Annotated in this window: 23 protein-coding genes; 12 read left to right on the plus strand and 11 right to left on the minus strand. The window is 69.0% G+C overall.

Features of this window, described 5'->3' with window-relative positions:
- The 3 genes from CON77_RS07310 to CON77_RS07320 all read left to right on the plus strand — a co-directional run.
- Positions 1-327: FAD-dependent monooxygenase (locus CON77_RS07310; protein WP_198552300.1), on the plus strand; the 327-nt coding region annotated here is incomplete at its 5' end.
- Between the two features lie 163 nt (positions 328-490).
- On the plus strand, positions 491-2,080 hold the full coding sequence (locus tag CON77_RS07315; protein WP_101048520.1) for a thymidine phosphorylase family protein: 1,590 nt from the start codon (positions 491-493) through the stop codon (positions 2,078-2,080).
- 2 nt (positions 2,081-2,082) lie between these two features.
- A complete protein-coding gene (locus CON77_RS07320) occupies positions 2,083-2,970 on the plus strand; it encodes a ribose-phosphate diphosphokinase (protein WP_198552301.1) in 888 nt (295 codons plus the stop codon).
- A gap of 48 nt (positions 2,971-3,018) precedes the next feature.
- Here the strand turns inward: CON77_RS07320 and CON77_RS07325 are convergent, their stop codons facing one another.
- The 5 genes from CON77_RS07325 to CON77_RS07345 form a co-directional block, all read right to left on the minus strand.
- A complete protein-coding gene (locus tag CON77_RS07325; protein ID WP_101048522.1) occupies positions 3,019-4,275 on the minus strand; it encodes an MFS transporter in 1,257 nt (418 codons plus the stop codon).
- 103 nt (positions 4,276-4,378) lie between these two features.
- Positions 4,379-5,254 carry a tryptophan 2,3-dioxygenase gene (gene kynA / locus CON77_RS07330; protein ID WP_101048523.1) on the minus strand — a complete coding sequence of 292 codons (876 nt, stop codon included), beginning with the start codon at positions 5,252-5,254 and terminating at the stop codon, positions 4,379-4,381.
- A gap of 16 nt (positions 5,255-5,270) precedes the next feature.
- Positions 5,271-6,554: a kynureninase gene (gene kynU / locus CON77_RS07335; RefSeq protein WP_101048524.1), complete on the minus strand. Its 1,284-nt coding sequence runs from the start codon at positions 6,552-6,554 to the stop codon at positions 5,271-5,273.
- A gap of 43 nt (positions 6,555-6,597) precedes the next feature.
- A complete protein-coding gene (gene kynB / locus CON77_RS07340) occupies positions 6,598-7,236 on the minus strand; it encodes an arylformamidase (protein ID WP_101048525.1) in 639 nt (212 codons plus the stop codon).
- A gap of 74 nt (positions 7,237-7,310) precedes the next feature.
- A complete protein-coding gene (locus CON77_RS07345) occupies positions 7,311-8,798 on the minus strand; it encodes a potassium/proton antiporter (protein ID WP_101048526.1) in 1,488 nt (495 codons plus the stop codon).
- Positions 8,799-8,879: 81 nt separating this feature from the next.
- On the opposite strand from CON77_RS07345, the gene msrA reads away from it, so the two are divergent.
- Genes msrA through CON77_RS07360 form a run of 3 tightly spaced genes read left to right on the plus strand, consistent with a single transcriptional unit; the run spans position 8,880 to position 10,836 of the window.
- Positions 8,880-9,416: a peptide-methionine (S)-S-oxide reductase MsrA gene (gene msrA, locus CON77_RS07350; RefSeq protein ID WP_101048527.1), complete on the plus strand. Its 537-nt coding sequence runs from the start codon at positions 8,880-8,882 to the stop codon at positions 9,414-9,416.
- 48 nt (positions 9,417-9,464) lie between these two features.
- Positions 9,465-10,418, plus strand: coding sequence for an AEC family transporter (locus CON77_RS07355; protein WP_101048528.1), 954 nt, complete (start codon positions 9,465-9,467; stop codon positions 10,416-10,418).
- 55 nt (positions 10,419-10,473) lie between these two features.
- Entirely contained in the window at positions 10,474-10,836 is a 363-nt protein-coding gene (locus CON77_RS07360; protein ID WP_101048529.1) for a DMT family protein, read from the plus strand.
- 71 nt (positions 10,837-10,907) lie between these two features.
- Here CON77_RS07360 and CON77_RS07365 read toward each other — a convergent pair whose 3' ends face one another.
- Together CON77_RS07365 and CON77_RS07370 are read right to left on the minus strand one after the other, a co-directional pair.
- On the minus strand, positions 10,908-11,933 hold the full coding sequence (locus CON77_RS07365; protein ID WP_101048530.1) for a porin: 1,026 nt from the start codon (positions 11,931-11,933) through the stop codon (positions 10,908-10,910).
- 198 nt (positions 11,934-12,131) lie between these two features.
- Positions 12,132-12,608: a hypothetical protein gene (locus CON77_RS07370; protein WP_101048531.1), complete on the minus strand. Its 477-nt coding sequence runs from the start codon at positions 12,606-12,608 to the stop codon at positions 12,132-12,134.
- Between the two features lie 189 nt (positions 12,609-12,797).
- Between CON77_RS07370 and rpsP the strand changes: the two genes are divergently transcribed.
- The 5 genes from rpsP to CON77_RS07395 all read left to right on the plus strand — a co-directional run bounded on the left by rpsP (position 12,798) and on the right by CON77_RS07395 (position 16,487).
- Positions 12,798-13,058, plus strand: a complete 261-nt coding sequence (gene rpsP, locus CON77_RS07375) for a 30S ribosomal protein S16 (RefSeq protein WP_101048532.1) — start codon at positions 12,798-12,800, stop codon at positions 13,056-13,058.
- Positions 13,059-13,084: 26 nt separating this feature from the next.
- On the plus strand, positions 13,085-13,669 hold the full coding sequence (gene rimM / locus CON77_RS07380) for a ribosome maturation factor RimM (protein ID WP_101048533.1): 585 nt from the start codon (positions 13,085-13,087) through the stop codon (positions 13,667-13,669).
- Positions 13,670-13,720: 51 nt separating this feature from the next.
- Positions 13,721-14,488: a tRNA (guanosine(37)-N1)-methyltransferase TrmD gene (gene trmD, locus CON77_RS07385; RefSeq protein WP_101048534.1), complete on the plus strand. Its 768-nt coding sequence runs from the start codon at positions 13,721-13,723 to the stop codon at positions 14,486-14,488.
- A 145-nt stretch (positions 14,489-14,633) separates the two neighbouring features.
- A complete protein-coding gene (gene rplS, locus CON77_RS07390) occupies positions 14,634-14,990 on the plus strand; it encodes a 50S ribosomal protein L19 (RefSeq protein ID WP_101048535.1) in 357 nt (118 codons plus the stop codon).
- Between the two features lie 156 nt (positions 14,991-15,146).
- Positions 15,147-16,487 (plus strand): DUF3422 family protein, encoded by a 1,341-nt coding sequence (locus CON77_RS07395; protein WP_101048540.1) that lies wholly within the window; start codon positions 15,147-15,149, stop codon positions 16,485-16,487.
- A 67-nt stretch (positions 16,488-16,554) separates the two neighbouring features.
- On the opposite strand, the gene CON77_RS07400 is transcribed toward CON77_RS07395, so the two are convergent.
- The 4 genes from CON77_RS07400 to ftsY form a co-directional block, all read right to left on the minus strand.
- Entirely contained in the window at positions 16,555-17,166 is a 612-nt protein-coding gene (locus CON77_RS07400; RefSeq protein ID WP_101048536.1) for a c-type cytochrome, read from the minus strand.
- 62 nt (positions 17,167-17,228) lie between these two features.
- The gene (locus tag CON77_RS07405) at positions 17,229-18,509 is read right to left on the minus strand and encodes an NAD(P)/FAD-dependent oxidoreductase (RefSeq protein WP_101048537.1); all 1,281 of its coding nucleotides are present in this window, start codon (positions 18,507-18,509) and stop codon (positions 17,229-17,231) included.
- A 12-nt stretch (positions 18,510-18,521) separates the two neighbouring features.
- Complete coding sequence (locus CON77_RS07410) at positions 18,522-18,824, minus strand: c-type cytochrome (RefSeq protein WP_101048538.1); 303 nt, start codon at positions 18,822-18,824, stop codon at positions 18,522-18,524.
- A gap of 165 nt (positions 18,825-18,989) precedes the next feature.
- Positions 18,990-20,150, minus strand: coding sequence for a signal recognition particle-docking protein FtsY (gene ftsY / locus CON77_RS07415; protein WP_101048539.1), 1,161 nt, complete (start codon positions 20,148-20,150; stop codon positions 18,990-18,992).
- Positions 20,151-20,180: 30 nt separating this feature from the next.
- On the opposite strand from ftsY, the gene CON77_RS07420 reads away from it, so the two are divergent.
- A partial coding sequence (locus CON77_RS07420; protein ID WP_198552302.1) for a M16 family metallopeptidase occupies positions 20,181-21,097 on the plus strand: 917 nt, incomplete at its 3' end.

Raw genomic sequence — 21,097 nt, forward strand, 5'->3', positions numbered from 1 at the left:
GTGGCCCTGCTGGGCGACGCGGCACACCCGATGCGGCCCTACCTGGCGCAAGGTGCGGCCATGGCCCTGGAAGACGCCTGGGCGCTGGGCCGCCTGCTGGCCCAGGCGCCGGCCGGTGCCGGGCTGGACTGGCCGTCGCTGCTGCAACGCTGGGCCCAGGCTCGCTGGTCGCGCAACGCCTGGGTGCAGGCCCGGTCCCGGCGCAACGGCACCATTTTCCATGCACAGGGCCCGCTGCGCTGGGCGCGCAACCTTGCCTTGCGCCTCGGGGGCGAGCGTGTGCTCGACCTGCCCAGCTTGTACGACGGCCCGCCGTCCCTGGGCTGAATTCGGTGGGCGTGCGTCGGTGGGGCGCCGCAAGGCGGCGCGATCGGTTATGGTGGAAGACGTGACGGCGCCCTGCGAGCGCCACAGAGACGGAGACACCCATGCACCCCTGCATTGTTGCCACACACCTGGGGGCCGGCGTCCGGCCTGGGAGGCCGCGGCCATGAACCCGGTCCTCAGTGAGGCCCCGGCAGAGCCTGTGCCGAGTCCCGACGGCGCTGCGCTCAAATTGCGCCGCGTCGCCATCGACACCTACCGCGAGAACGTGGCCTACCTGCACCGCGACTGCGAGGTCTACCGCGCCGAAGGCTTCCAGGCCCTGTCCAAGGTGGAGGTCACGGCCAACGGCCGGCGCATCCTGGCCACGCTCAACGTCACGTCCGACCCGCGCATCGTGCAGTGCCACGAACTGGGCCTGTCGCAGGACGCCTTCGCCCAGATGGGCGTGGAGCCCGGCCACCCGGCCCGCATTTCCCAGGCCGAGCCGCCCGCGTCCATCGCGGCCCTGCACCGCAAGATCGACGGCGAACGCCTGGGACGCGACGACTTCCACGCCATCGTGCGCGACATCGCCGAACACCGCTACAGCAAGATCGAACTGTCGGCCTTTGTCGTGGCCACCAACCGTGGCGAGCTGGACCGCGAGGAGGTGTACTTCCTGACCGAGGCCATGATCGCCAGCGGCCGCCGGGTGGACTGGCACGAGCGTCTGGTGGTGGACAAGCACTGCATCGGCGGCATCCCGGGCAACCGCACCTCGATGCTGGTGGTGCCCATCGTCACGGCACACGGGCTGGTGTGCCCCAAAACCTCGTCGCGCGCCATCACCTCGCCGGCCGGCACCGCCGACACCATGGAGGTGCTGGCCAACGTGGAGCTGCCTTTCGACCGCCTCAGCGGCATCGTGCGCGAGCACCGCGGTTGCCTGGCCTGGGGCGGCACGGCCCACCTGTCGCCGGCCGACGATGTCCTGATCTCGGTCGAGCGACCGCTGTCGCTGGATTCGCCGGGGCAGATGGTGGCGTCCATCCTGAGCAAAAAGATCGCGGCCGGCTCCAACCACCTGGTGCTCGACATCCCCATCGGGCCGACGGCCAAGGTGCGCTCCATGCCCGACGCGCAGCGCCTGCGCCGCTTGTTCGAGTACGTGGCGCACCGCCTGGGGTTGTCGCTGGACGTGGTCATCACCGACGGGCGCCAGCCCATCGGCTGCGGCGTGGGCCCGGTGCTGGAGGCGCGCGACGTGATGCGCGTGCTGGAAAACCACCCGCTGGCGCCGCAGGACCTGCGGCAGAAGTCGCTGCGCCTGGCCGGGCGGCTGCTGGAGTGCGACCCCGACATCCGCGGGGGCGACGGTTACGCCATCGCCCGCGACATCCTGGACAGCGGCCGGGCGCTGGAGAAAATGCGTGCCATCATCGCCGCCCAGGGCGCGCGGCCTTTCGATGCGGAGCGTCCGGCGCTGGGGGCGCTGAGCTTCGAGGTCCATGCCCCGCGCGGCGGCGTGGTCACCGCCATCGACAACCTGCAGATCGCGCGCATCGCGCAAACGGCGGGGGCGCCCAAGGTGCAGGGCGCCGGGGTGGACCTGGCGCGCAAGCTGGGCGAACCGGTGGCCGAAGGCGAGGTGCTGTACCGCGTCTACGCCGCCTACCAGTCGGACCTGGAATTTGCCCGCCAGGCCTGCCAGCGCAACAGCGGCTACACCCTGGGCGAGCCCGGCGAGTTGCCGCACGTGTTCGTGGAGTTTTGACCGTGACCTGTCTGCTGCATTTCGATGACGAGGCCGCGCCCGCCCTGGCCCTGGCCCAGGCCCTGGGCCCCGAGGTGTCGGCCCAGGCGGTGGAGCGCCACCGCTTCCCCGATGGCGAGCTGAAGCTGCGCCTGCCCGTGCCCCTGCCCAAACGGGTGCTGGTGTTCCGTGGCCTGCACCAGCCCAACGAAAAACTGGTGGAGTTGCTGCTGCTGGCTCACACCGCGCGCGCCCACGGTGTGGTCCATCTGGGCCTGGTGGCGCCCTACCTGGGCTACATGCGCCAGGACATCGAGTTCCGGCCCGGCGAGGCGGTCAGCCAGCGCATCGTGGGCGCTTTCCTGGCCGGTCTGTTCGACGCTGTGGTCACGGTGGACCCGCACCTGCACCGCGTCGCCACCCTGGGCGAGGCGGTGCCGGTGGCGCGGCCGGTGGTGCTCAGCGGCGCCCCGGCCCTGGCCGACTGGATCGCCCGGCAGCGCCCCGGCGCCCTGCTGCTGGGCCCGGACGAAGAGGCTGCGCAGTGGGTGGCCCAGGCCGCCGCCCGCCACGGCCACGACAGCGCCGTTTGCCGCAAGGTGCGCCACGGCGACCGCCAGGTCGAGATCGCGCTGCCCGACGTGCCCGTGCGCGGGCGCCAGGTGGTGATTCTGGACGATGTGGCCAGCACCGGCCACACGGTGGCACGGGCCACGCGCCTGTTGCTGGCCGCGGGTGCGGCCTCGGTGGACGTGGCGGTGACGCACGCTCTGTTTGCCGGCGACGCCCTGCAGGTCATGCGCGAGGCCTGCGTCGGCCAAGTTTGGAGCACCGACTGCATCGCCCATGCCTCGAACGTGGTGGCGATGGCGCCCCTGCTGGCCGAGGCTTGTCGCGCCGCCATGGCCTGAGTGCGCCACCGGGCAGCGGGCCGCCTGCGGGCCCGGTGGGCCCCGGCTTCAGCCCGCGTGCTGGCCCGCGGGCAGCCACCAGAACACCAGCGCGCCCAGGGCCAGCAGCAGCCCGGTGCTGCCGAGTGCGGCGGCGTAAGGCTCCAGCCCCACAGTCGGTGCCAGCGATGCGATCCAGCCGGTCAGCGATTGCACCAACGCCACCCCCAGGAACATCGCCATGGTGAACACCGACAACGCCCGCCCGGCCACCTCCGGCCGGTAGGCCGAGCGCACGTTGGCGTACTGCAGCACCCCGGCGCCCGACAGCGCGCCGATCAGGACGATGGCCCCCACGTCCGCCCAGGCCCGGTGCCAGAGGGACATGCCCAGGAAGGTCAGGGCCGTGAGGCTGGCAAAGGCGACGATCCAGCGCCGCCGGGTGGCCGGACCCGGGTCGAAGCGGCCGAACACGGCCGGCATGAACAGCGACAGCACCGACATGGCCAGCGCCACGTGGCCCACCTCCATCAGGCTGAAGCCGTGGCGGTGGGCCAGCAGCGGCCCCAGCCACAGGCCGCGCAGCGTGAGGAAGGCGGCGTAGCTCACCAGCGCCAGCGCCAAGATGCCCAGGGTGTGCGGCAACAGGAACAGGGCGCCAAAGCCACGCAGGGCGCTGCCCAGGGTGTCCGGGCGCGGGTGGGCGTGCGCGACGGGCTCTTGCAGGCAGGTGTGGATGAAAACCCAGGCCAGTGCCGCCAGGCCCGCCAGCAGCCCGAAACCGGCGCGCCACGAGGTGTGTGCCACCCACCAGGCCATGGGCGTGCCGGTCAGCAGCAGGCCCAGGCCACCCAGCCCCAGCGCCAGGCCGGACACAAAGGCAAAGCGTTTGGGCGGGAAATGCCGGGCGATGTAGAGGGTGCAGGTGACGAAGGCCGGCGAACAGCCGATGCCGATGAGCGTCTGGCCCAGCACCAGGGTGCCGAAGTTGGGTGCCAGGGCCGAGACGAGCGCACCGACAATGGCCAGGGGGAATACCGCCAGCAGGGTGCGGCGCAGGCCGTAGTAGTCCAGCGCCACGCCCATGGCGAACTGGCTCAGGCCGAAGGCGAAGGCAAAGGTGCCGGCGAACAGCCCGAGCGCCTGGGTCGAGAGCTGGAACTCGGCCTGCAGCCCCCCGGCCAGGATGGCGGTGACGGTGCGAAACGCCTGACTCAGGGCAAAGCCGCCGACCAGCGCCAGCAGCGGCCACCACGCCGCCCGCGCCGACCGGGTGGGTGGCGCTGGGGCGGGGTCGGCGGTGGCCGTGTCGCGGAATCGGGGCAAGGGGCAATCCTGGTAGGGGGCGAGCCGGCGAGCTTATGCCGGGCCGGGGCGCGGCGCTGTCACCTGTGCGGGCGGGGCCGCTCGGCCGCCCTTCGATCGCGCTTCACAGCGCGGTGCGCAGGGTCCAGATTTCGGGGAACAGCACCACGTCCAGCATCTGGCGCAGGTAGCTGGTGCCGCCCGTGCCCCCGGTGCCGCGCTTGAGCCCGATGATCCGTTCCACCGTGGTCAGGTGGCGGAAGCGCCAGAGCCGGAAGGCGTCTTCCAGGTCGGCCAGCTTTTCGCCCAATTGGTACAGGTCCCAATGGCGTTCGGTGTCGCGGTAGACGCTCAGCCAGGCCTGCTCCACGGCCGCATCGGGCCGGTGCGCCTGGGTCCAGTCGCGTTCGAGGTGCTGCGCGGGCAGTGGCAGGCCGCGGCGGGCCAGCAGGCGCAGCGCCTCGTCGTAGAGCGAGGGCGCGGCGTAGGCGGCCCGCACCTGCGCCAGCAGATCGGGCCGGTGCGCATGCGGCTGCAGCATGGCCGGGTTCTTGTTGCCCAGGGCGAATTCGAGGCAGCGGTACTGGTGGCTCTGGAAGCCGCTGGACTGGGCCAGGTAGGGCCGGATGGCGCTGTACTCGGGCGGCGTCATGGTGGCCAGCACGTCCCAGGCGTGCACCAGCTGCTCCATGATCTTGCTGACGCGGGCCAGCATCTTGAAGGCGGCGGGCAACTGGTCCTGCGCGATGTGGGCGATGGCCGCGTGCAACTCGTGCAGCATCAGCTTCATCCACAGCTCGCTGGTCTGGTGCTGCACGATGAACAGCAGTTCGTCGTGTTCGGGCGACAGCGGTTTTTGCGCGTTCAGCAGGGTGTCGAGCTGCAGGTAGTCGCCGTAGCTCATGGAGCGGCTGAAGTCGAGCTGCGCGCCTTCGGCGTGGACGATGGCTTCGGTCGCGGTGGCGGCGTGGAAGGGGCAGCCGCTGTTCGGGGTGGTCATGGGGGCGGGCTCCGGTTCAGGTGACGGCGTGGGCGCGCTGGAATTCGGGCCGCTGCCATTCGCCGCTCTCCAGCACATGGCGCAGCTGTTCGACGGCGTGCCAGACGTCGGCAAAACCGAGGTACAGCGGCGTGCAGCCGAAGCGCAGGATGTCGGGCTGCTGGGCGTCGCCGGCGCGGAAGTCGCCGATCACGCCGCGTGCGATCAGCGCCTGCACGATGGCGTAGGCGCCGTGGTCGCGCGCCAGGCAGACCTGCGAGCCGCGCTGGCGGTGTGCCCGCGGTGTGGCCAGGCTCAGGCCGTGGCCGGTGCAGCGGCTTTCCACCAGTTCGATGAAGAGGTCGGTCAGGGCCAGCGATTTGCGGCGCAGCGCGGCCATGCCGCCGAAGGCCTCGGCCGCCAGCACGGTGTCCACGCCGCAGTCCAGCGCGGCCAGGCTGACGATGGGCTGGGTGCCGCACAGAAAGCGCTGGATGCCGGGGGCGGGCCGGTACCCGGGCGTGAAGGCGAAGGGCGCGGCGTGGCCCCACCAGCCGGCCAGCGGTTGCCACAGGTCGTCGCCCAGGCGGGCGGCGTGGCGCGGGTGCATCCAGGCAAAGGCCGGGGCGCCCGGGCCGCCGTTGAGGTATTTGTAGCCGCAGCCCACGGCAAAGTCGGCGTCGGCGCCGTTCAGGTCCAGCGGCACGGCGCCGGCGCTGTGGGCCAGGTCCCACACCATGACCGCGCCGGCCCCGTGCACCGCCGCGGTCACGGTGCCCATGTCGTGCATGGCGCCGGTGCGGTAGTTCACGTGGGTCAGCAGCACCAGGCCGGTGTCCGGGCCGAGGGCGGCCATCAGGCCGCCGGCGTCCACCAGGCGCAAGGTCCAGCCGCGGTCGCGGCACAGGGCTTCGGCGATGTAGAGGTCGGTCGGGAAGTTGCTGCGCTCGCTCAGCACGGTGCGGCGCTCCGGGGCCGTGCCTTCCTGCAGCCGCATGGCCAGGCCCAGCACCTTGAACAGGTTGACCGAGGTGCTGTCGGTGGCCACGGTCTGGCCTGGGCCGGCGCCGACGAGGCGGCCGATCTTGTCGCCGACGCTGCGCGGCCAGTCGAACCAGCCGGCGCTGTTCCAGCTGCGGATCAGGTCCTGGCCCCATTGGCGTTGCACCACGTCGGCCACCCGGGCGGGGGTGGCGCGCGGGCACACGCCCAGGGAATTGCCGTCGAGGTAGATCACCCCAGGGGGCAGGTCGAATTGTTCGCGCAGGGCGCGCAGCGGGTCCTGGGCGTCCAGGGCTTGGCAGTCTTGCAGGGTGGTCATGGCAGGGGGCGCGGCGGTGCGCCGCAAGGGGCAGGAAAAAGGCTCAGGGCAGGGGCCGCAGCACGGCGCGCACCGGGCTGGCGTCGGCGCTCATCAGCTTCAGGGGCAGGGCGATCAGTTCGTAATCGCCCTCGGGCACGTCGTCCAGCCACAGGTTTTCCAGCACGCGCAGGCCGCGCTGGCGCACCACCTGGTGGCTGTCCAGCGTTTTGCTGTCGGCCGGGTCGATGCTGGCGCTGTCGATGCCCACCAGCACCACCCCGTGGTCGGCCAGGTGGGCGATGGTCTCGGGGGCGAAGGCGGGCAGCGCCGGGTCCCAGCGGTCCACCGGCATGCGCCGGTAGGTGCGCACCAGCACCCGTGCCGGCCAGGGCCGGTCGGGGGGCAGGGCGTGCGCCAGGTGTTCCCAGCGCACCAGCGCGCCGCAGTCCAGCGCGTGGACGACGCGGCAGGGCCCGAGAAAGGCGTCCAGCGCGACCGCACCGATGGCCGCGCCGGCCGGGTCGTAGTGCAGCGGCGCGTCGGCGTGGGCACCGATGTGCGGCGTGGTGGTGATGGCGCTGACGTTGACCGGGCAGTCCGGCGTCAGGGTAGCCACCCAGTCCTGGTGGTAGGCGGTGTCGCCCGGAAACACCGGCGTCTGGCGGTGCACGGGGGGGGAAATGTCCCAGATCGTTGGCATGGCCGGGAAGGTAGCACCGGGCCGACGGGCGTGGTGTCGGTTATTTGCAACACCTGCCCCAGAATGCCGGGCGCTCAGTCGCCGGCGTCCAGCAGCCGGATGCCGACCCGGGCGATGGCGTCGCCCTGCATCTGGCGCACCGACAGTTCGGCCGAGTCCAGCGGCGCCTGGTCGCCTTCGACCGGCGGGCGGCCCAGGGCCTGGGTGAGCCAGGTGGCCACGCTTTGTTCGCCCAGGCCGGCGCTGGGCCAGCCGTAGAAGGCGGCCAGGTCGGCCATGCGGGTGTGGCCCGGCACCTCGAAGTCGCCGTAGACCGCGCGCACCTGCGCGCTGTCCTGCTCGTCGGGCAGCGCCACCCGGGCCTGGCGCGCGCTCCAGGGGATGGTCGAGCCCTGCAGCAGCAACGAGGTCAGCACCACCACCACCGCCACGTTGAAGAAGGTCTTGGCGTCCTCCAGGCCGGCCATCAGGGGGAACACCGCCAGCACGATCGGCACCGCCCCGCGCAGCCCCACCCAGGCGATGAAGGCGATCTCGCGGGGGCTGAAGCGCAGGGGCCGCAGGCACAGCCAGACCGCCAGCGGGCGCGCCACCAGCATCAGCGCGGCCGACACGCCCAAGGCCGGCCACAGGGTGCGCAGCGCTTCGGTCGGCGTCATCAGCAGGCCCAGCAGCAGGAACATGCAGGCCTGCGCCAGCCAGGCGTAGCCGTCCATGGCCGAGAGCACCGGCGTCACGCTTTGCGGCACCTTGTTGCCCACCACCACCCCGAACACGTACACCGCCAGGAAGCCCGAGCCGCCCAGCCAGGTGCTCAACCCGAACACGCTCAGGCCGGCCGACACCAGCCACAGCGCACGCACGCCACCGCTGGGGCGCGTCATCAGGGTGACGTGGCGCAGCACCCCCGCAAACCCCCGCCCCAGCAGCCCGCCCACCGCCACCCCCCAGCCAAACTGCAGGGCCAGGCTGGTCAGGGCCGTCCAGGCGTCCAGACCGGCCTCAGGGGTGCCGCTTTGCAGGGCCCAGCCGATGAGGGCCAGCGTCAGGTACACCGCCATCGGGTCGTTCAGGCCCGACTCGATTTCCAGCGTGGCCGCCACCCGTTCGTTCAGCCGCACGCCCGAGGTCTTGAGCAGAGAGAACACCGCGGCAGCGTCGGTCGAGCCGACGATGGCGCCGAGCAGCAGCGCCAGGGGCCAGTCCAGCCCCAGCAGCAGGTGCGCCGCCGCCCCGGTCAGGCCGGCGCTCAGCACCACCCCCAGCGTGGCCAGCCACAAGGCCGGCTTGAGCCCGGTGCGGAAGGTGCTGTGGCGGGTGCGCAGGCCGCCGTCAAGCAGGATCACCGCGAGCGCCACGTTGCCGACCCAGAAGGCCAGGCGGAAATCGTCGAACACCACCCCGCCCGGGCCGTCTTCGCCCAGCAGCATGCCGGCCACCAGAAACACCAGCAGGAAGGAAAAGCCCAGGCGCACCGACAGCATGCCGGCCAGCAGGCTGACAAACATCAATCCCGCCGCGGTCAGCAGGGGTATCGCCAGAAAATCGAGCGAGAGCATCATGGCTCGACTACCCTAGCAGAATTCGTGCGCCCTGTCGGGTGCGTTTTTTCGGGCCTGCGGGCCGGTGGCAAGGGGTGTGGCGTGGTCAAACAAGAAACCATCGTGCTGGGCGGCGGTTGTTTTTGGTGCACCGAGTCCGTTTTCGTGCAGGTGCGCGGCGTGCTGGACGTGGAGTCGGGTTACGCCAACGGCCACGACCCGGCGCCCACCTACGAGGCGGTCTGCACCGGGCAGACCGGGCACGCCGAGGTCGTCAAGCTGGTGTTCGACCCGACCGTCATCGATCTGCGCCAGATCCTGCTCATCTTTTTTGCCACCCACGACCCCACCACCCCCAACCGCCAGGGGCACGACGTGGGCACCCAGTACCGCAGCGGCATTTACTGGACCGACGCGGCGCAGGCCGAGGTCGCGCGCGCGCTCATCGCGGAACTGGGCGCCGCCGGGGCCTACGACGCCCCCATCGTCACCGAGGTCCAGGTCCTGGGCCTGTACCACCCGGCCGAGGACTACCACCAGGACTTCTTTGCCCGGCACCCCGGTCACGGTTATTGCCTGGCCGTGGCCGCGCCCAAGGTCGCCAAGCTGCGCCGCGCCTTCACCGACTGGGTCCGCTGAAGGTCTCCGGGCTCGGCTGGGTCGGCCCGGTGTGGCTACACTCGTCCGGTGAACCTCGCCAGCCACCCCGTTTTCCAGTCCCTCGCCCCGGTGTTCCTGCTCATCGCGGCCGGCTACATCGCCGGTCGCCGCGGGTGGGTCGGCCAGGGCGCGGTCAAGGACCTGGCCAACCTGGTGTTCCTGCTGCTCATCCCGGCCTTGCTGTTCCGCACCATGAGCACGGTGCACATCGAGCAACTCGACCTGCGCCCCATCGGGGCCTATTTCACCGCCGCCGGCCTGCTGTTGGCGGTGTCCATCGCCGGGCGCGGCTTCAACCGCCGCAGCGTGGTGCTGGCGCTGGCCGGCACCTTTTCCAACCTGGTGATGATCGGCATCACCCTGGTCGGCTTGGCCTACGGGCAGGCCGGTCTGGTCACGCTGCTGACGCTGGTGTCGGTGCACGCGCTCCTGCTGCTCACCGCCGGCGCCGTGGTGCTGGAACTGGCCGCCGCCCGTGAGCTGGCCCAGCAGGGCGGCGCGGCCCCGCGTCTGGTGGCCACGGCGTGGTCGGCGGTCAAGGGCTCGGTCATCCACCCCATTCCTCTGCCCATCGCCTGCGGCCTGCTGTTCGCCCAGACCGGCTGGACGCTGCCCGCCGTGGTGGACAAGCCCCTGCAATTGCTGGGCAACGCTTTCGGCCCCTTGTCGCTGGTGCTGGTCGGCATCAGCCTGGTGCATTCGCCGCTGGCCGGGCAGGGCGGCCTGGCCCTGCGCGTGGCCTTGTCCAAAAACCTGGTGTTGCCGGCCCTGGTGGGCCTGAGCGCCTGGCTCTGGGGCATCGACGGTCTGGCCTTCACCGTCATGGTGGTCGCTGCTGGGCTGCCCACCGGGGCCAATGTGTTCCTGTTCGCCCAGCGCTACCGGGTGGTGCAGGAGCTCACCACCGCCATCACCGGCGTGTCCACCTTGCTGGCCTTGTTCACCCTCACTTTGGTGATGTCGTTCCTGTCCAGCGTCTGAGGCGTACCCGCCCTCCACGGTCCAGCCTTTTCCGCCTTTTCACAGCCGCCCACACATGAACTGGTTGCAGCAATTGCCCATCCCGGTGCAGACCATCGGTCTGCTGATCGCCTCCAACATCTTCATGACCTTTGCCTGGTACGGCCACCTCAAACACCAGACGAACCAGGCCTGGTACGTGGCCGCGCTGGTCAGCTGGGGCATCGCCCTGTTCGAATACCTGTTGCAGGTGCCCGCCAACCGCATCGGTCACAGCCAGTTCAGCGTGGCCCAGCTCAAGATCCTGCAGGAAGTCATCACCCTGAGCGTGTTCGTGCCCTTTGCGCTGTATTACATGAACGAGCCGCTCAAGTGGGACTACCTCTGGGCCGCGCTGTGCATGGTGGGCGCGGTGTATTTCATGTTCCGCTCGGCCTGAGCGGCGGTCCGGGCGCTGCGTAAAAAAAGCGTGGCCGGGGCCACGCTTTTGGTGCAGGGGCTGCGCCCGGCTCAGAACTTGTGGCGGATGCCCAGGGAGTAGTGGGTGCCGGTGGACAGGGTGTCCTCCTTGTCGCGCATGGCGGTGGCGTAGACCTCGGTGCGCTTGGACAGGTTGTGCAGGTAGCCGACCGACAGGGTGTCCACGTCGTTGCCTGTTTTCTTGTTCAGCTTGCCGTACTGGGCGACGAAGGCGCCGCTGCCGACCGGCACCCGGGCGCCGATGCCGCTGATTTTGTACTCGTTTCCGGTGGTCTGGTTGTCCACTTGCCCGTACTGTGCAAACACCTTGGCCACACCAAAGTCATAGGAGCCAGCCAACTGGTAGGACTCGGTGTCGTCTACCACAGAAGCGGCATTGGTGGTTGTGCCGTCTTTTTCCACGTCCTGGAATGCCACGGCAATGGAGAAGGGGCCGCTGCTGTAGCTGGCGTTGACACCCACGTTGCTGCCGTCGGTGCCGTCTTCGCCCAGGGCGCTCGCTACGCCAAACCGGAAACCGCCGAACGACGGGCTGCTGTAGCCGATGGCGTCGTTCCACCCGGAGTCACCGGTGACGGTGCCGCTGGTGTAGTAGTGCCGGATGGTGGGCGAATACCCGAACGAATCGCCGAAGGCGTTGTACAGCAGCGACTGCACGAACAGCGCGGGTGCTTGGCGGCCCAGGGTCAAGGTGCCCAGGCTTTTGCTCGACACGCTCACGTGGGCGTTGCGAGAGAACATGGCGTCATCGGTGCCGGCAATCGTGAAGCGCCCGGTCTGACCGGTGTCGGCGCGGAAAAAGCCTTCCAGCTTGAAGCCCGCGCTCCAACCGTTGCCCAGATCTTCGGTGCCGCTGATGCCCCAGAAACTGGTGGTCATGTTGCCGTTGTCCACGCTGGTGACGCGGGTGGTGGCGCCGCGCGCCTTGATGGAGCTCAGGCTCACGTCGATGAGGCCGTACACATTGACGGCGCTGCTGGCTTGCGCCTGGGCGCCCAGGGCGGTGAGGGCACAGGCCGAAGCCAGCGCCAGTCGGGCAAAGGTTTTTTTCTGCATGAGGACGACTCCTGTGGGTCATGGAAGGGGCGGAAAGCCTGGCGTCCGTGGCAGAAAAGCACCGGGGTGGGCCGCGGTGCTTTTGGTGCATACAAAACTGTATACGCACCAAAGCGGCACCGATGTGCCGTTTCCGGGGTTTTTCGCTCCGTGCGCTGGGCTTCGGAGTCGTTCAAGCAGGGAGCGTGCCAGCCCCGTTCACTGGCTGATTTTCAGCCCTTCCTCGATCTGGTACTCGAAATAACGCTGGAAGCCAAAGGCCAGACTGCCCATCAGGCCGATGGCGCCGAACATCAGCGCGCAGACGATCGCCCCGACGGTCAGCCAGTCGGTGCGGCCGGCCGGCGCGTCGGGTGCTTCGGTCGGGTTGTGGCGGGCGTTCCACTGCTCTGGCGTGCGCAGGGCGTAGACGATGGCGGTCAGGCAGGCCACGGCGATGCTGAATCCCAGCAGCGGCAACAGCAGCCAGGACAACTGGTCGTCCTGCCCCAGGGTGAGCACCCGGTCCACCCCCCACAGGCCGAGCGCGGTCGGGATGGCGTGGGCCCAGGCCCAGGCGTCGTTCCAGCCGTACAGGTAGAGGCGGTGCCAGCCGAAGGTGCCGCCCACCAGGGCCAGCCAGGTGGCCAGGGTTTTGTTTTTGCGGCGGGTTGTGGCGTGGGGGAGGATGCTCATGGCAATGACAGTGCCGGATCCGGCAAGAGAAGTTCCGTGGGGAGGTGCAGTGGCCCGTCGTTCGGACGGACACCACGGCTGGAAGTGTATCGGTGGTTATAATGCGCGGTTTGCAGCGTTTCGCTGGCCGGGTGGTCAGTCGTGTGTCTCAGGCGTTGCAAAACATTCAAACCACCCGAAGGATAAAACATGGTCGTCATTCGACTCTCCCGCGGCGGCGCCAAAGCCCGTCCGTTCTACAACATCGTGGTTGCCGACAAGCGCAGCCGCCGCGATGGCCGCTTTATCGAGCGCATCGGTTTCTACAACCCCCTGGCCAAGGGCGGTGAAGAGCCCCTGCGCATCGCCCAGGACCGCCTGAACTACTGGGTGGGCGTGGGTGCCGAGCCCTCTGAGACCGTTCAGCGCCTGATCAAGCAGGCCGCCAAGGCCGCTCCGGCCGCGGCCTGAGTCTCGCCCTCGCCCCGCCGCACCCCATGGCCGCCGTGCCTGGCTTGACGCCCACCACCCTGCCCGCCGACGCGGTCGAGGTTGGGCGGGTGCAGGAAGCGTGGGGCATCAAAGGCTGGGTGCGTCTGCACCCCCACAGCGCCAGTGCCGATGTCCTGCTGGGCGCACGGCACTGGTACCTGTGCCCACCCGAAGGGCGCTACGCCCGCGGCTTTGACGCCTTCACCGGTGTCGTCGGCCTGGAGGTGGAAGAAGTCAAGCCGCACGCCGACGGCATCGTCGCGCGTCTGGCCGCGGTGGCCGACCGCAACGCCGCCGAAGCGCTCAAAAGTGCCCGTATTTTCGTCTCCCGTGCCGATTTTCCCGACACCGGCAACGCCGACGAGTACTATTGGGTCGACCTCATCGGCCTGCAGGTGCTCAACCGCGAAGGCGTGGAGCTGGGCACCGTGCGCGACCTGCTGCCCACCGGTCCCCATTCGGTGCTCTGCCTGGAGCAGACCGAAGGCGACAAGACCGTCGAGCGCATGATCCCCTTCGTCTCGGTGTATGTGGACCGGGTTGACCTGCCGGGTCGCCGCATCACGGTCGATTGGCAGCCCGATTACTGAGCCTGCCGCTCTGCGCGCCCGCCCCTGACGTGCACCGCGCTCGCGCCCTCCATGCGATACGACGTCATCACCCTGTTCCCCGAGCTGTTCGGGCCGTTCATGAGCCACGGCATCAACCGTCGGGCCTTCGCCTCGGGCCTGGTCGATGTGCGCCTGTGGAACCCGCGCGACTTTGCCGAAGGCAATTACCGCCGGGTGGACGACCGCCCCTTTGGCGGCGGGCCAGGCATGGTCATGCAGGCCGAGCCGCTGTACCGCTGCTGGCAGGCGATCCGTGCCGACCGCGCCGAGGCCGTGCCCGCGCCCACCGTGCTGTTTTCACCCCTGGGGGAGCGCCTGTCGCATCCCCTGGTGGCGGCCCAGGCCGAAGGGCCGGGGGCCATTCTGCTGTGTGGCCGGTACGAGGGCATCGATCAGCGCTTCATCGACGCCTGCGTCGACCGGCAATGGAGCCTGGGCGATTTCGTGCTGTCCGGCGGTGAGCTGGCCGCGCTGGCCTTGCTCGACGCCGTGGCCCGCCTGCAGCCCGGTGTGTTGAACGACGAAGGCAGCCACCAGCAGGACAGCTTCAGCCCGGTGCTCGATGGCTTGCTCGATTGCCCGCACTACACCCGTCCCGAGGTGTGGTCCGGTCCGCAGGGCGAGGCGCCCGTGCCCGAGGTGCTCCTGTCCGGCCACCATGGCCACATCGAGGCCTGGCGCCGCGAGCAGCGGCTGCTGACCACCGCGCAGTGGCGCCCGGACCTGCTTGCCGCGGCCCGTGCCCGCGGCGACCTGAGCCGGCTGGACGAGCGCTTCCTGCAAGGGCACGCGCCCTGAGTCCAGACAGAGGGCTTGATTCGAAAAAAGAATCCGGCTTATAATCCAAGGCTTTTCGATCCTCTGTCGGCCGCCTTGATCGCACCCCGTGTCGAATTCCAGGCCTTTAGTGCAGCGCGTTCATGATCGGGAATGAAGGAAAACCATGAACCTGATCCAAGCCCTCGAGCAAGAAGAAATTGCTCGCCTGAACAAAGAAATCCCCGCATTTGCCCCCGGTGACACCGTCATCGTGAGCGTGAACGTGATCGAAGGCACCCGCAAGCGCGTGCAGGCCTACGAAGGCGTGGTGATCGCCAAGCGCAACCGTGGTCTGAACTCCAGCTTCATCGTGCGCAAGATCTCCAACGGCGAAGGCGTGGAGCGTACCTTCCCGCTGTACAGCCCGCTGATCGCCAAGATCGAAGTCAAGCGCCGCGGTGCTGTGCGCCGTGCCAAGCTGTACTACCTGCGTGAGCGCAGCGGCAAGTCGGCCCGCATCAAGGAAAAACTGGGCGCGTAAAACCCGTCCGGCCGCCTGCGGGCGGTTCCGCAAAAAAGCCCCCAGCGATGGGGGCTTTTTGCTTTGGGCGGTGCGATACTTGCGCAGTTTTGTCGGCCCGGTGCCTGCCGTCCTGGCCGTCGCGTCATCCGCTTTCATGCACCTGTGGGTATGGACATGCCGTCACCTCAAACCCCTCCCGCTGCGGCGGCCCCCGTGCTGCCGCCCGACGATGCCTGGCGCGCCACCTTGCACAACGAAGTGCATGCCCGGCCCTCGGCCCGCATCCACCTGCCGGCTTTGGTGGTGTTCCTGGCGGTCTACAACGACGGTGTGGACCGCGAGCAGGAGTGCGAACACCTGCGGCGCCTGCCGGGGCAAGCGGGGCTGTGCCCGGAGGACCTGTCGGGCAACTTCCTGCGCCTGCGCTTGCCGGGCTGCACCCTGAAGTGGGAGCGGCACACCGAGTTCACCCGCTATTCCCTGGTCCAACCCCTGCCCGAAGGTGCCGCCCTGGGCAGCGAGGACCCGGACTTGCTCCCGCACCTGATCCTGCCCCCCGAGTGGTGGGCCGGTGTGCCCGGCCGCACTTTTTGCGCGATCAAACTGGCGATGGTGCACGGCGACCTGTCCGAGCCCGGCCAACGCCTGCTCGAGGCCCGTCGTTGGCTGGGGGCGCCGCCGGTCGTGGCCTCGCTGCTGGGCAGTCAGGCGCATTCGATGGTGGTGACGGACTTTGCCTTGCGCGACAGCGGCTTCGAGCGCATGCTGGTGGTGCTGCCGCCGGGCACGAGCGAGACCCGTGCCGGACGTGTGTCGGCGCGCCTGCTGGAGCTGGAGACCTACCGGCTGATGGCCTTGCGCGGTTTGCCCGTGGCCAAGGCCTTGTCACCCGAACTGGCCCAGGCCGAACGGCAACTGGCCGACACCACCGCCGACCTGGAGCGCAAGTCCTCGTCGGACCAGGTCATGCTCGACACCCTGGTGTCCTTGGCGGCGCGGGTGGAAAAGGCCATGGCGCAGCACGTCTACCGTTTCTCGGCCACACGGGCCTACGACACCCTGGTGTCGCAGCGCATCGCCGAGCTGCGAGAGCGGCCCATCCCGGGCACGCAGACCATCGGTGAATTCATGCAGCGCCGGCTGTCGCCGGCCATGGCCACGGTGGCGTCCACAGAGCGGCGCCTGACCTCCCTGTCCGAGCGGGTGGCGCGCACCAGCGCCTTGCTGCGCACGCGGGTGGACATTGCCACCGAGGTGCAGAACCAGCAGTTGCTGGAAAAGCTCACCCGCGGTCAGGAGCTGCAACTGCGCCTGCAGAGCACGGTGGAGGGGCTGTCCATCGCCGCCATCTCGTACTACGTGGTGAGCTTGGTGCTGTACGGGGCCAAGGCCCTGAAAACGGCCGGCGTGCCGATCCACCCCGAACTGGCGGCGGGCGCCTCGATTCCGCTGGTGTTGTGGGGCGTGTGGAACACCACCCGGCGCATCCACGCGAAGTTGCACGTGGGCCACTGAGGCCAGACGCCACGTGGCCCTGGGCGGCAAAGACCGCGCAGGGCGTGGGCGCCGCAGGGCAGGGTGCTTACTGGCCGCTCAGGTATTCGGCCACGGCCGCCATTTCCAGCTCGGTCATTTTCTCGGCGACGGCGTGCATCACCGCGTTGTCGTTGGTCCGCTCGCGCTTGTTGAACTGCTTGAGCTGGGTGAACAGGTAGCCGGAGAACTGTGTGGCCAGCCGGGGCAGGTGGGCCGCGCCCTGGGCGGTGGCGCCGTGGCAGCTGGCGCAGGCCGGCACGCCGCTGAACTTGTTGCCGTGGAGGTAGACGTAGCGGCCCATGCTGGCCAGGTCCGCGTCCTTGGCCGCTTCGGTGGGCGGGCGCATCTTCTGGTAGTACTGGCCCAACGCCGCCATCTCGTCGGGCGTCAGCTTGGCCACCATGTCGGCCATGGTGGTGCTCTTGCGTTGTCCGTTCTTGAAGGCCGCCAACTGTTTGGCGATGTAGGCGGCGTCCTGCCCGGCCAGGCGCGGGAAGACTTCGCTGGTGGACTCGCCCTGGGCGCCGTGGCACAGGAAGCACGAGCCCCCGGCGAGTTTCTTGGCGCGGGCCTCATCGGCCTGGGCGTGGGCCTGTCCGGCCAGCACGGCGCCCAAAGCCAACGCGAGGCCGACAGCGGGGAGGGTGGAGAATTTCATTGCATCACCGCAAACGGATATTTGACATGGCAAAAACCCCCGGACGGGCCGGGGGTGCGCGGTCAGGCCAGGGTGTCGGCCCAGATGTTCTTGGCCCAGGCCAGGGCGTAGCGGCCTTCCAGTTCGCTGGCAGCGGCCGACACGCCGCCTGAACCCGGCACCGTCAGCATGGTCTTCTTCTCGGCGTCGTAGCGGTGCACGCTGGAGACGTGCACCACGTCTTCGTCGGTCACGAAGCTGTAGCAGGTGTTGGCGTAGATCGGCAAGGCCGGCGGTTCCTGGCCCATCAGCAGACTGACCACGGCGGCGGCACAGGTCTTGCCGTGCTGGTTGGCCATGTGGCCCGACTTGGGCATGGCCGGCGCGATCTGGATCGCGTCGCCCAGCACGTGGATGTGCTTGTGGGCCTTGGACTCGAAGGTCAGGAAGTCCACCTCGCACCAGCGGCCGTTGGCGGTGGCCAGGCCCGTTTTCACGGCGATCTCACCGGCGCGCATGTCGGGCACCACGTTGGCCACGCCGGCCTTGAAGTCGTCGTTGAACTCGAACTTCAGGGTGTTGGTGGCAGCGTCCACATCGACCACCTTGTGCTTGGGACGGTACTCGATCATGCCGTCGTAATGCTCTTTCCACGCCTTCATGAACAGCCCTTTCTTGGACTGGATGTCGTCGTTGGCGTCGAAGATCACGACCTTGCTCTTGGGCTTGGCCTTCTTGAAGTAGTTGGCCACCATGCAGGCGCGCTCGTAGGGGCCGGGCGGGCAGCGGTACGGGGCCAGCGGGATGGACAGCGCGTACACGCCGCCGTCGGGCATGGCCTCCAGTTGTTTGCGCAGGGCCACGGTCTGGGCACCGGCTTTCCAGGCGTGCAGCACCTTGTCCTGGGCGCCGGGTTTGGCCATGCCGGGCAGGGTGTTCCACATGAAGTCGATGCCGGGCGAAACGATCAGGCGGTCGTAGGCCAGGTCGGCGCCGCTGGCGAGCTTGACGCTGCGTTTTTCAGGGTCGATGCTGGCAACCATGTCGCGCACGATCTTCACGCCATGGTTTTTTTCCAGCCCGTCGTAGGGGGTGGTGATGTCGGCCAGGGTCTTGCTGCCCTGGATCACCAGGTTGGAGATGGGGCAGGAAATGAACGCGGGGTTGGGTTCGATCAGGGTGACGCGCACCTTGCCTTCGGAGAACAGGCGCAGGTATTTGGCGGCGGTGGCGCCCCCGTAACCCCCGCCGACCACCACCACGTGGGGGCCGCTGCCGCCCACCGAGGCGCAACCGGCCATCAGGCCCAGGGAACCCAGCGCGGAGCCGGCGGCAATCGTTTGTACAAATTGACGGCGTTGCATGGTCGGGTCTCCTTATTTCTTCTGGGCCGCGAAGTAGGCCGTGATGCTCTGGATCTGCTCGTCAGAATAGCCTTTGGCGATCTGGTGCATGATGGTCGCGGGCTTGCGGCCGCTCTTGAAGTCGAGCATCTTTTGCGCCAGTTCTGCCTGGTCCTTGCCGGCCAGCGCTTCCATGCCGGGTTGCGCCTTGCCGTTGGTGCCGTGGCAGTTGGCACAGGCGGCCGCCCAGACCTTGACCTGCGACACCTGGGCTTGCGCCGCCAGCGCGGCGGTGCCGAGCACACACGCGGTGAGTACCTGAAGGGATCGTTGCATCGTTCATGTCTCCTTGGATGGAAAACGGACACCAGGGGGGCGCCGGCATTGAAGCATCAAGAAATACTGATATTCGGATTTCTTGAAATTCTATGAGCCGACCTCACGCCAAGCTTACAAGGTTCTGGCCGCTCGTGGGGGCGCATGTGCAGGCTGGTGTGCGGTTCAGGCCAGCAAGGCCTGGGCAAATTCGTGCGCCTGGAAGGTTTGCAGGTCGTCCAGTTGCTCGCCCACGCCGATGAAGTAGACCGGCACCGAGCGCTGCTGCTCGCGTGCCCACATGGCGATGGCGGCGAGCACGCCGCCCTTGGCCGTGCCGTCCAGTTTGGTCACCACCAGGCCGGTCAGGCCCAGGGCCTGGTCGAAGGCCTTGACCTGGGCCAGGGCGTTCTGACCGGTGTTGCCGTCGATCACCAGCAGCACCTCGTGCGGGGCGGTGGCGTCGGCTTTCTGCACCACGCGCTTGATTTTCTTCAGCTCTTCCATCAGGTGCAGCTGGGTCGGCAGGCGACCGGCGGTGTCGACGATGACCACGTCCTTGCCCCGGGCGCGGCCGGCGCTGACGGCGTCAAAACTGACGGCGGCCGGGTCGCCCCCTTCCTGGCTGACGATGTCCACCGTGTTGCGGTCGGCCCAGACCCCGAGCTGTTCGCGCGCGGCGGCGCGGAAGGTGTCGGCCGCGGCCAGCAGCACCGTGGCGCCGGCGTGCGACAGGTGCCAGGTAAGCTTGCCGATGGTGGTGGTCTTGCCCGCGCCGTTGACGCCGGCGACCATCAGCACGGTCGGGCCATCGGCCTGGGCGCCGATCGGCAGGGCTTTTTCCAGGGGGCGCAGCAGGTCGGCGATGGCCTCGGTCAGCAGCCTTTTGACAGCGGTCGGTTCGGTGGCTTTTTCGGCCTTGACGCGGCGTTTCAGGTCGTCCAGCAGGTGGGCAGTGGCCTGGGTGCCGGTGTCGGCCATCAGCAGCGCGGCCTCCAGCTCTTCGTACAGCGCTTCGTCGATCTTCGTGCCTGTGAACACGGTGGACAGGCTGGTACCGGTCTTCTTGAGGCCGGCGCTGAGCCGGCTGAGCCAGCCCTGGCGTTCGGCTGGCGGTGTCGGGGCTGTGGGCTGCGGCGCTGGAGCGGGTGCAGGTGCAGGTGCAGGTGCAGGTGCAGGTGCAGGTGCAGGTGCAGGTGCCGCCGGGGGTTGTGGGGTGGCTGTTGGCACGGTCGGTGTCGCCGGCGCCGGTGGCGTTGCAGCGGAGGGCGCTGCAACGGGGGCCGGTGCGGGCACCGGTTCGGTGGCAGACGACGAGAAGAATTTTTTCTTGAGGAAACTGAACATTTGGTGCGTTTCTGGAATCATCCGCATTCTATGAAACCCATACGACACAGTGTAGGCGCCTGTCGCCGCCTTGGCCTGGGGCTGGCCCTGGGCTGGGGGCTGGCAGCCTGGGCCGGCCCGGCCGTTTCGCCGGCCGCCCCGGCTTCGACCACCCCGCCGGAGGCGGCGAGGGCCGCGGCTGCCCCCCCATCTTCGCCGGCGCAGGTGTTCACCCTGGCCAACGGCATGACCTTGATCGTCCAGCCCGATCGGCGTGCACCCACCGCCGTCCACATGCTGTGGGTGCGTGTCGGCTCGATGGACGAGGTCGATGGCACCACGGGTGTGGCCCACGTCTTGGAACACATGCTGTTCAAAGGCACCCACCAACTGGCCGAGGGCGAGTTCTCGCGCCGGGTGGCGGCCCTGGGCGGGCGCGAAAACGCCTTCACCAGCCGCGACGTGACCGCCTACCACCAACAGGTGCCGGCCGATCGGCTGGAGGAGGTGATGCGGCTGGAGGCCGATCGCTTCGCCAACAACCACTGGTCGGACGAGGTGCTGGCGCGCGAGCTGGCGGTGATCCAGGAGGAGCGACGCCAGCGGGTGGACGAGTCGCCCCAGGCCCAGTTGTACGAGCTGTTCAACGCCACGGCCTGGGTGGCCCACCCCTACCGCCGGCCGATCATCGGCTGGCAGAGCGACCTGGCGTCGCTGACGCCGAGCGATGTGCGCGATTTTTACCGCCGTTGGTACCGGCCCGCGAACGCCGCGGTGGTGGTGGCGGGCGATGTCGATGTCGCCCAGGTGCGCGCCTGGGCCGAGCGGCACTACGGCCAGATCGCGGCGGCCCCGGTGCCTGCGCGCAAACCCCAGACCGAGCCGGCGCAGCAAGGGGCGCGGCGCGTGGTGTTCCGCGGCCGGACCCAACAGCCCCTGCTGTTCCTGGGCTACCGGGCGCCGACCTT

The organism is Macromonas nakdongensis (assembly GCF_002837145.1).
GTDB classification, from domain to species: Bacteria; Pseudomonadota; Gammaproteobacteria; order Burkholderiales; family Burkholderiaceae_C; genus Macromonas_B; species Macromonas_B nakdongensis.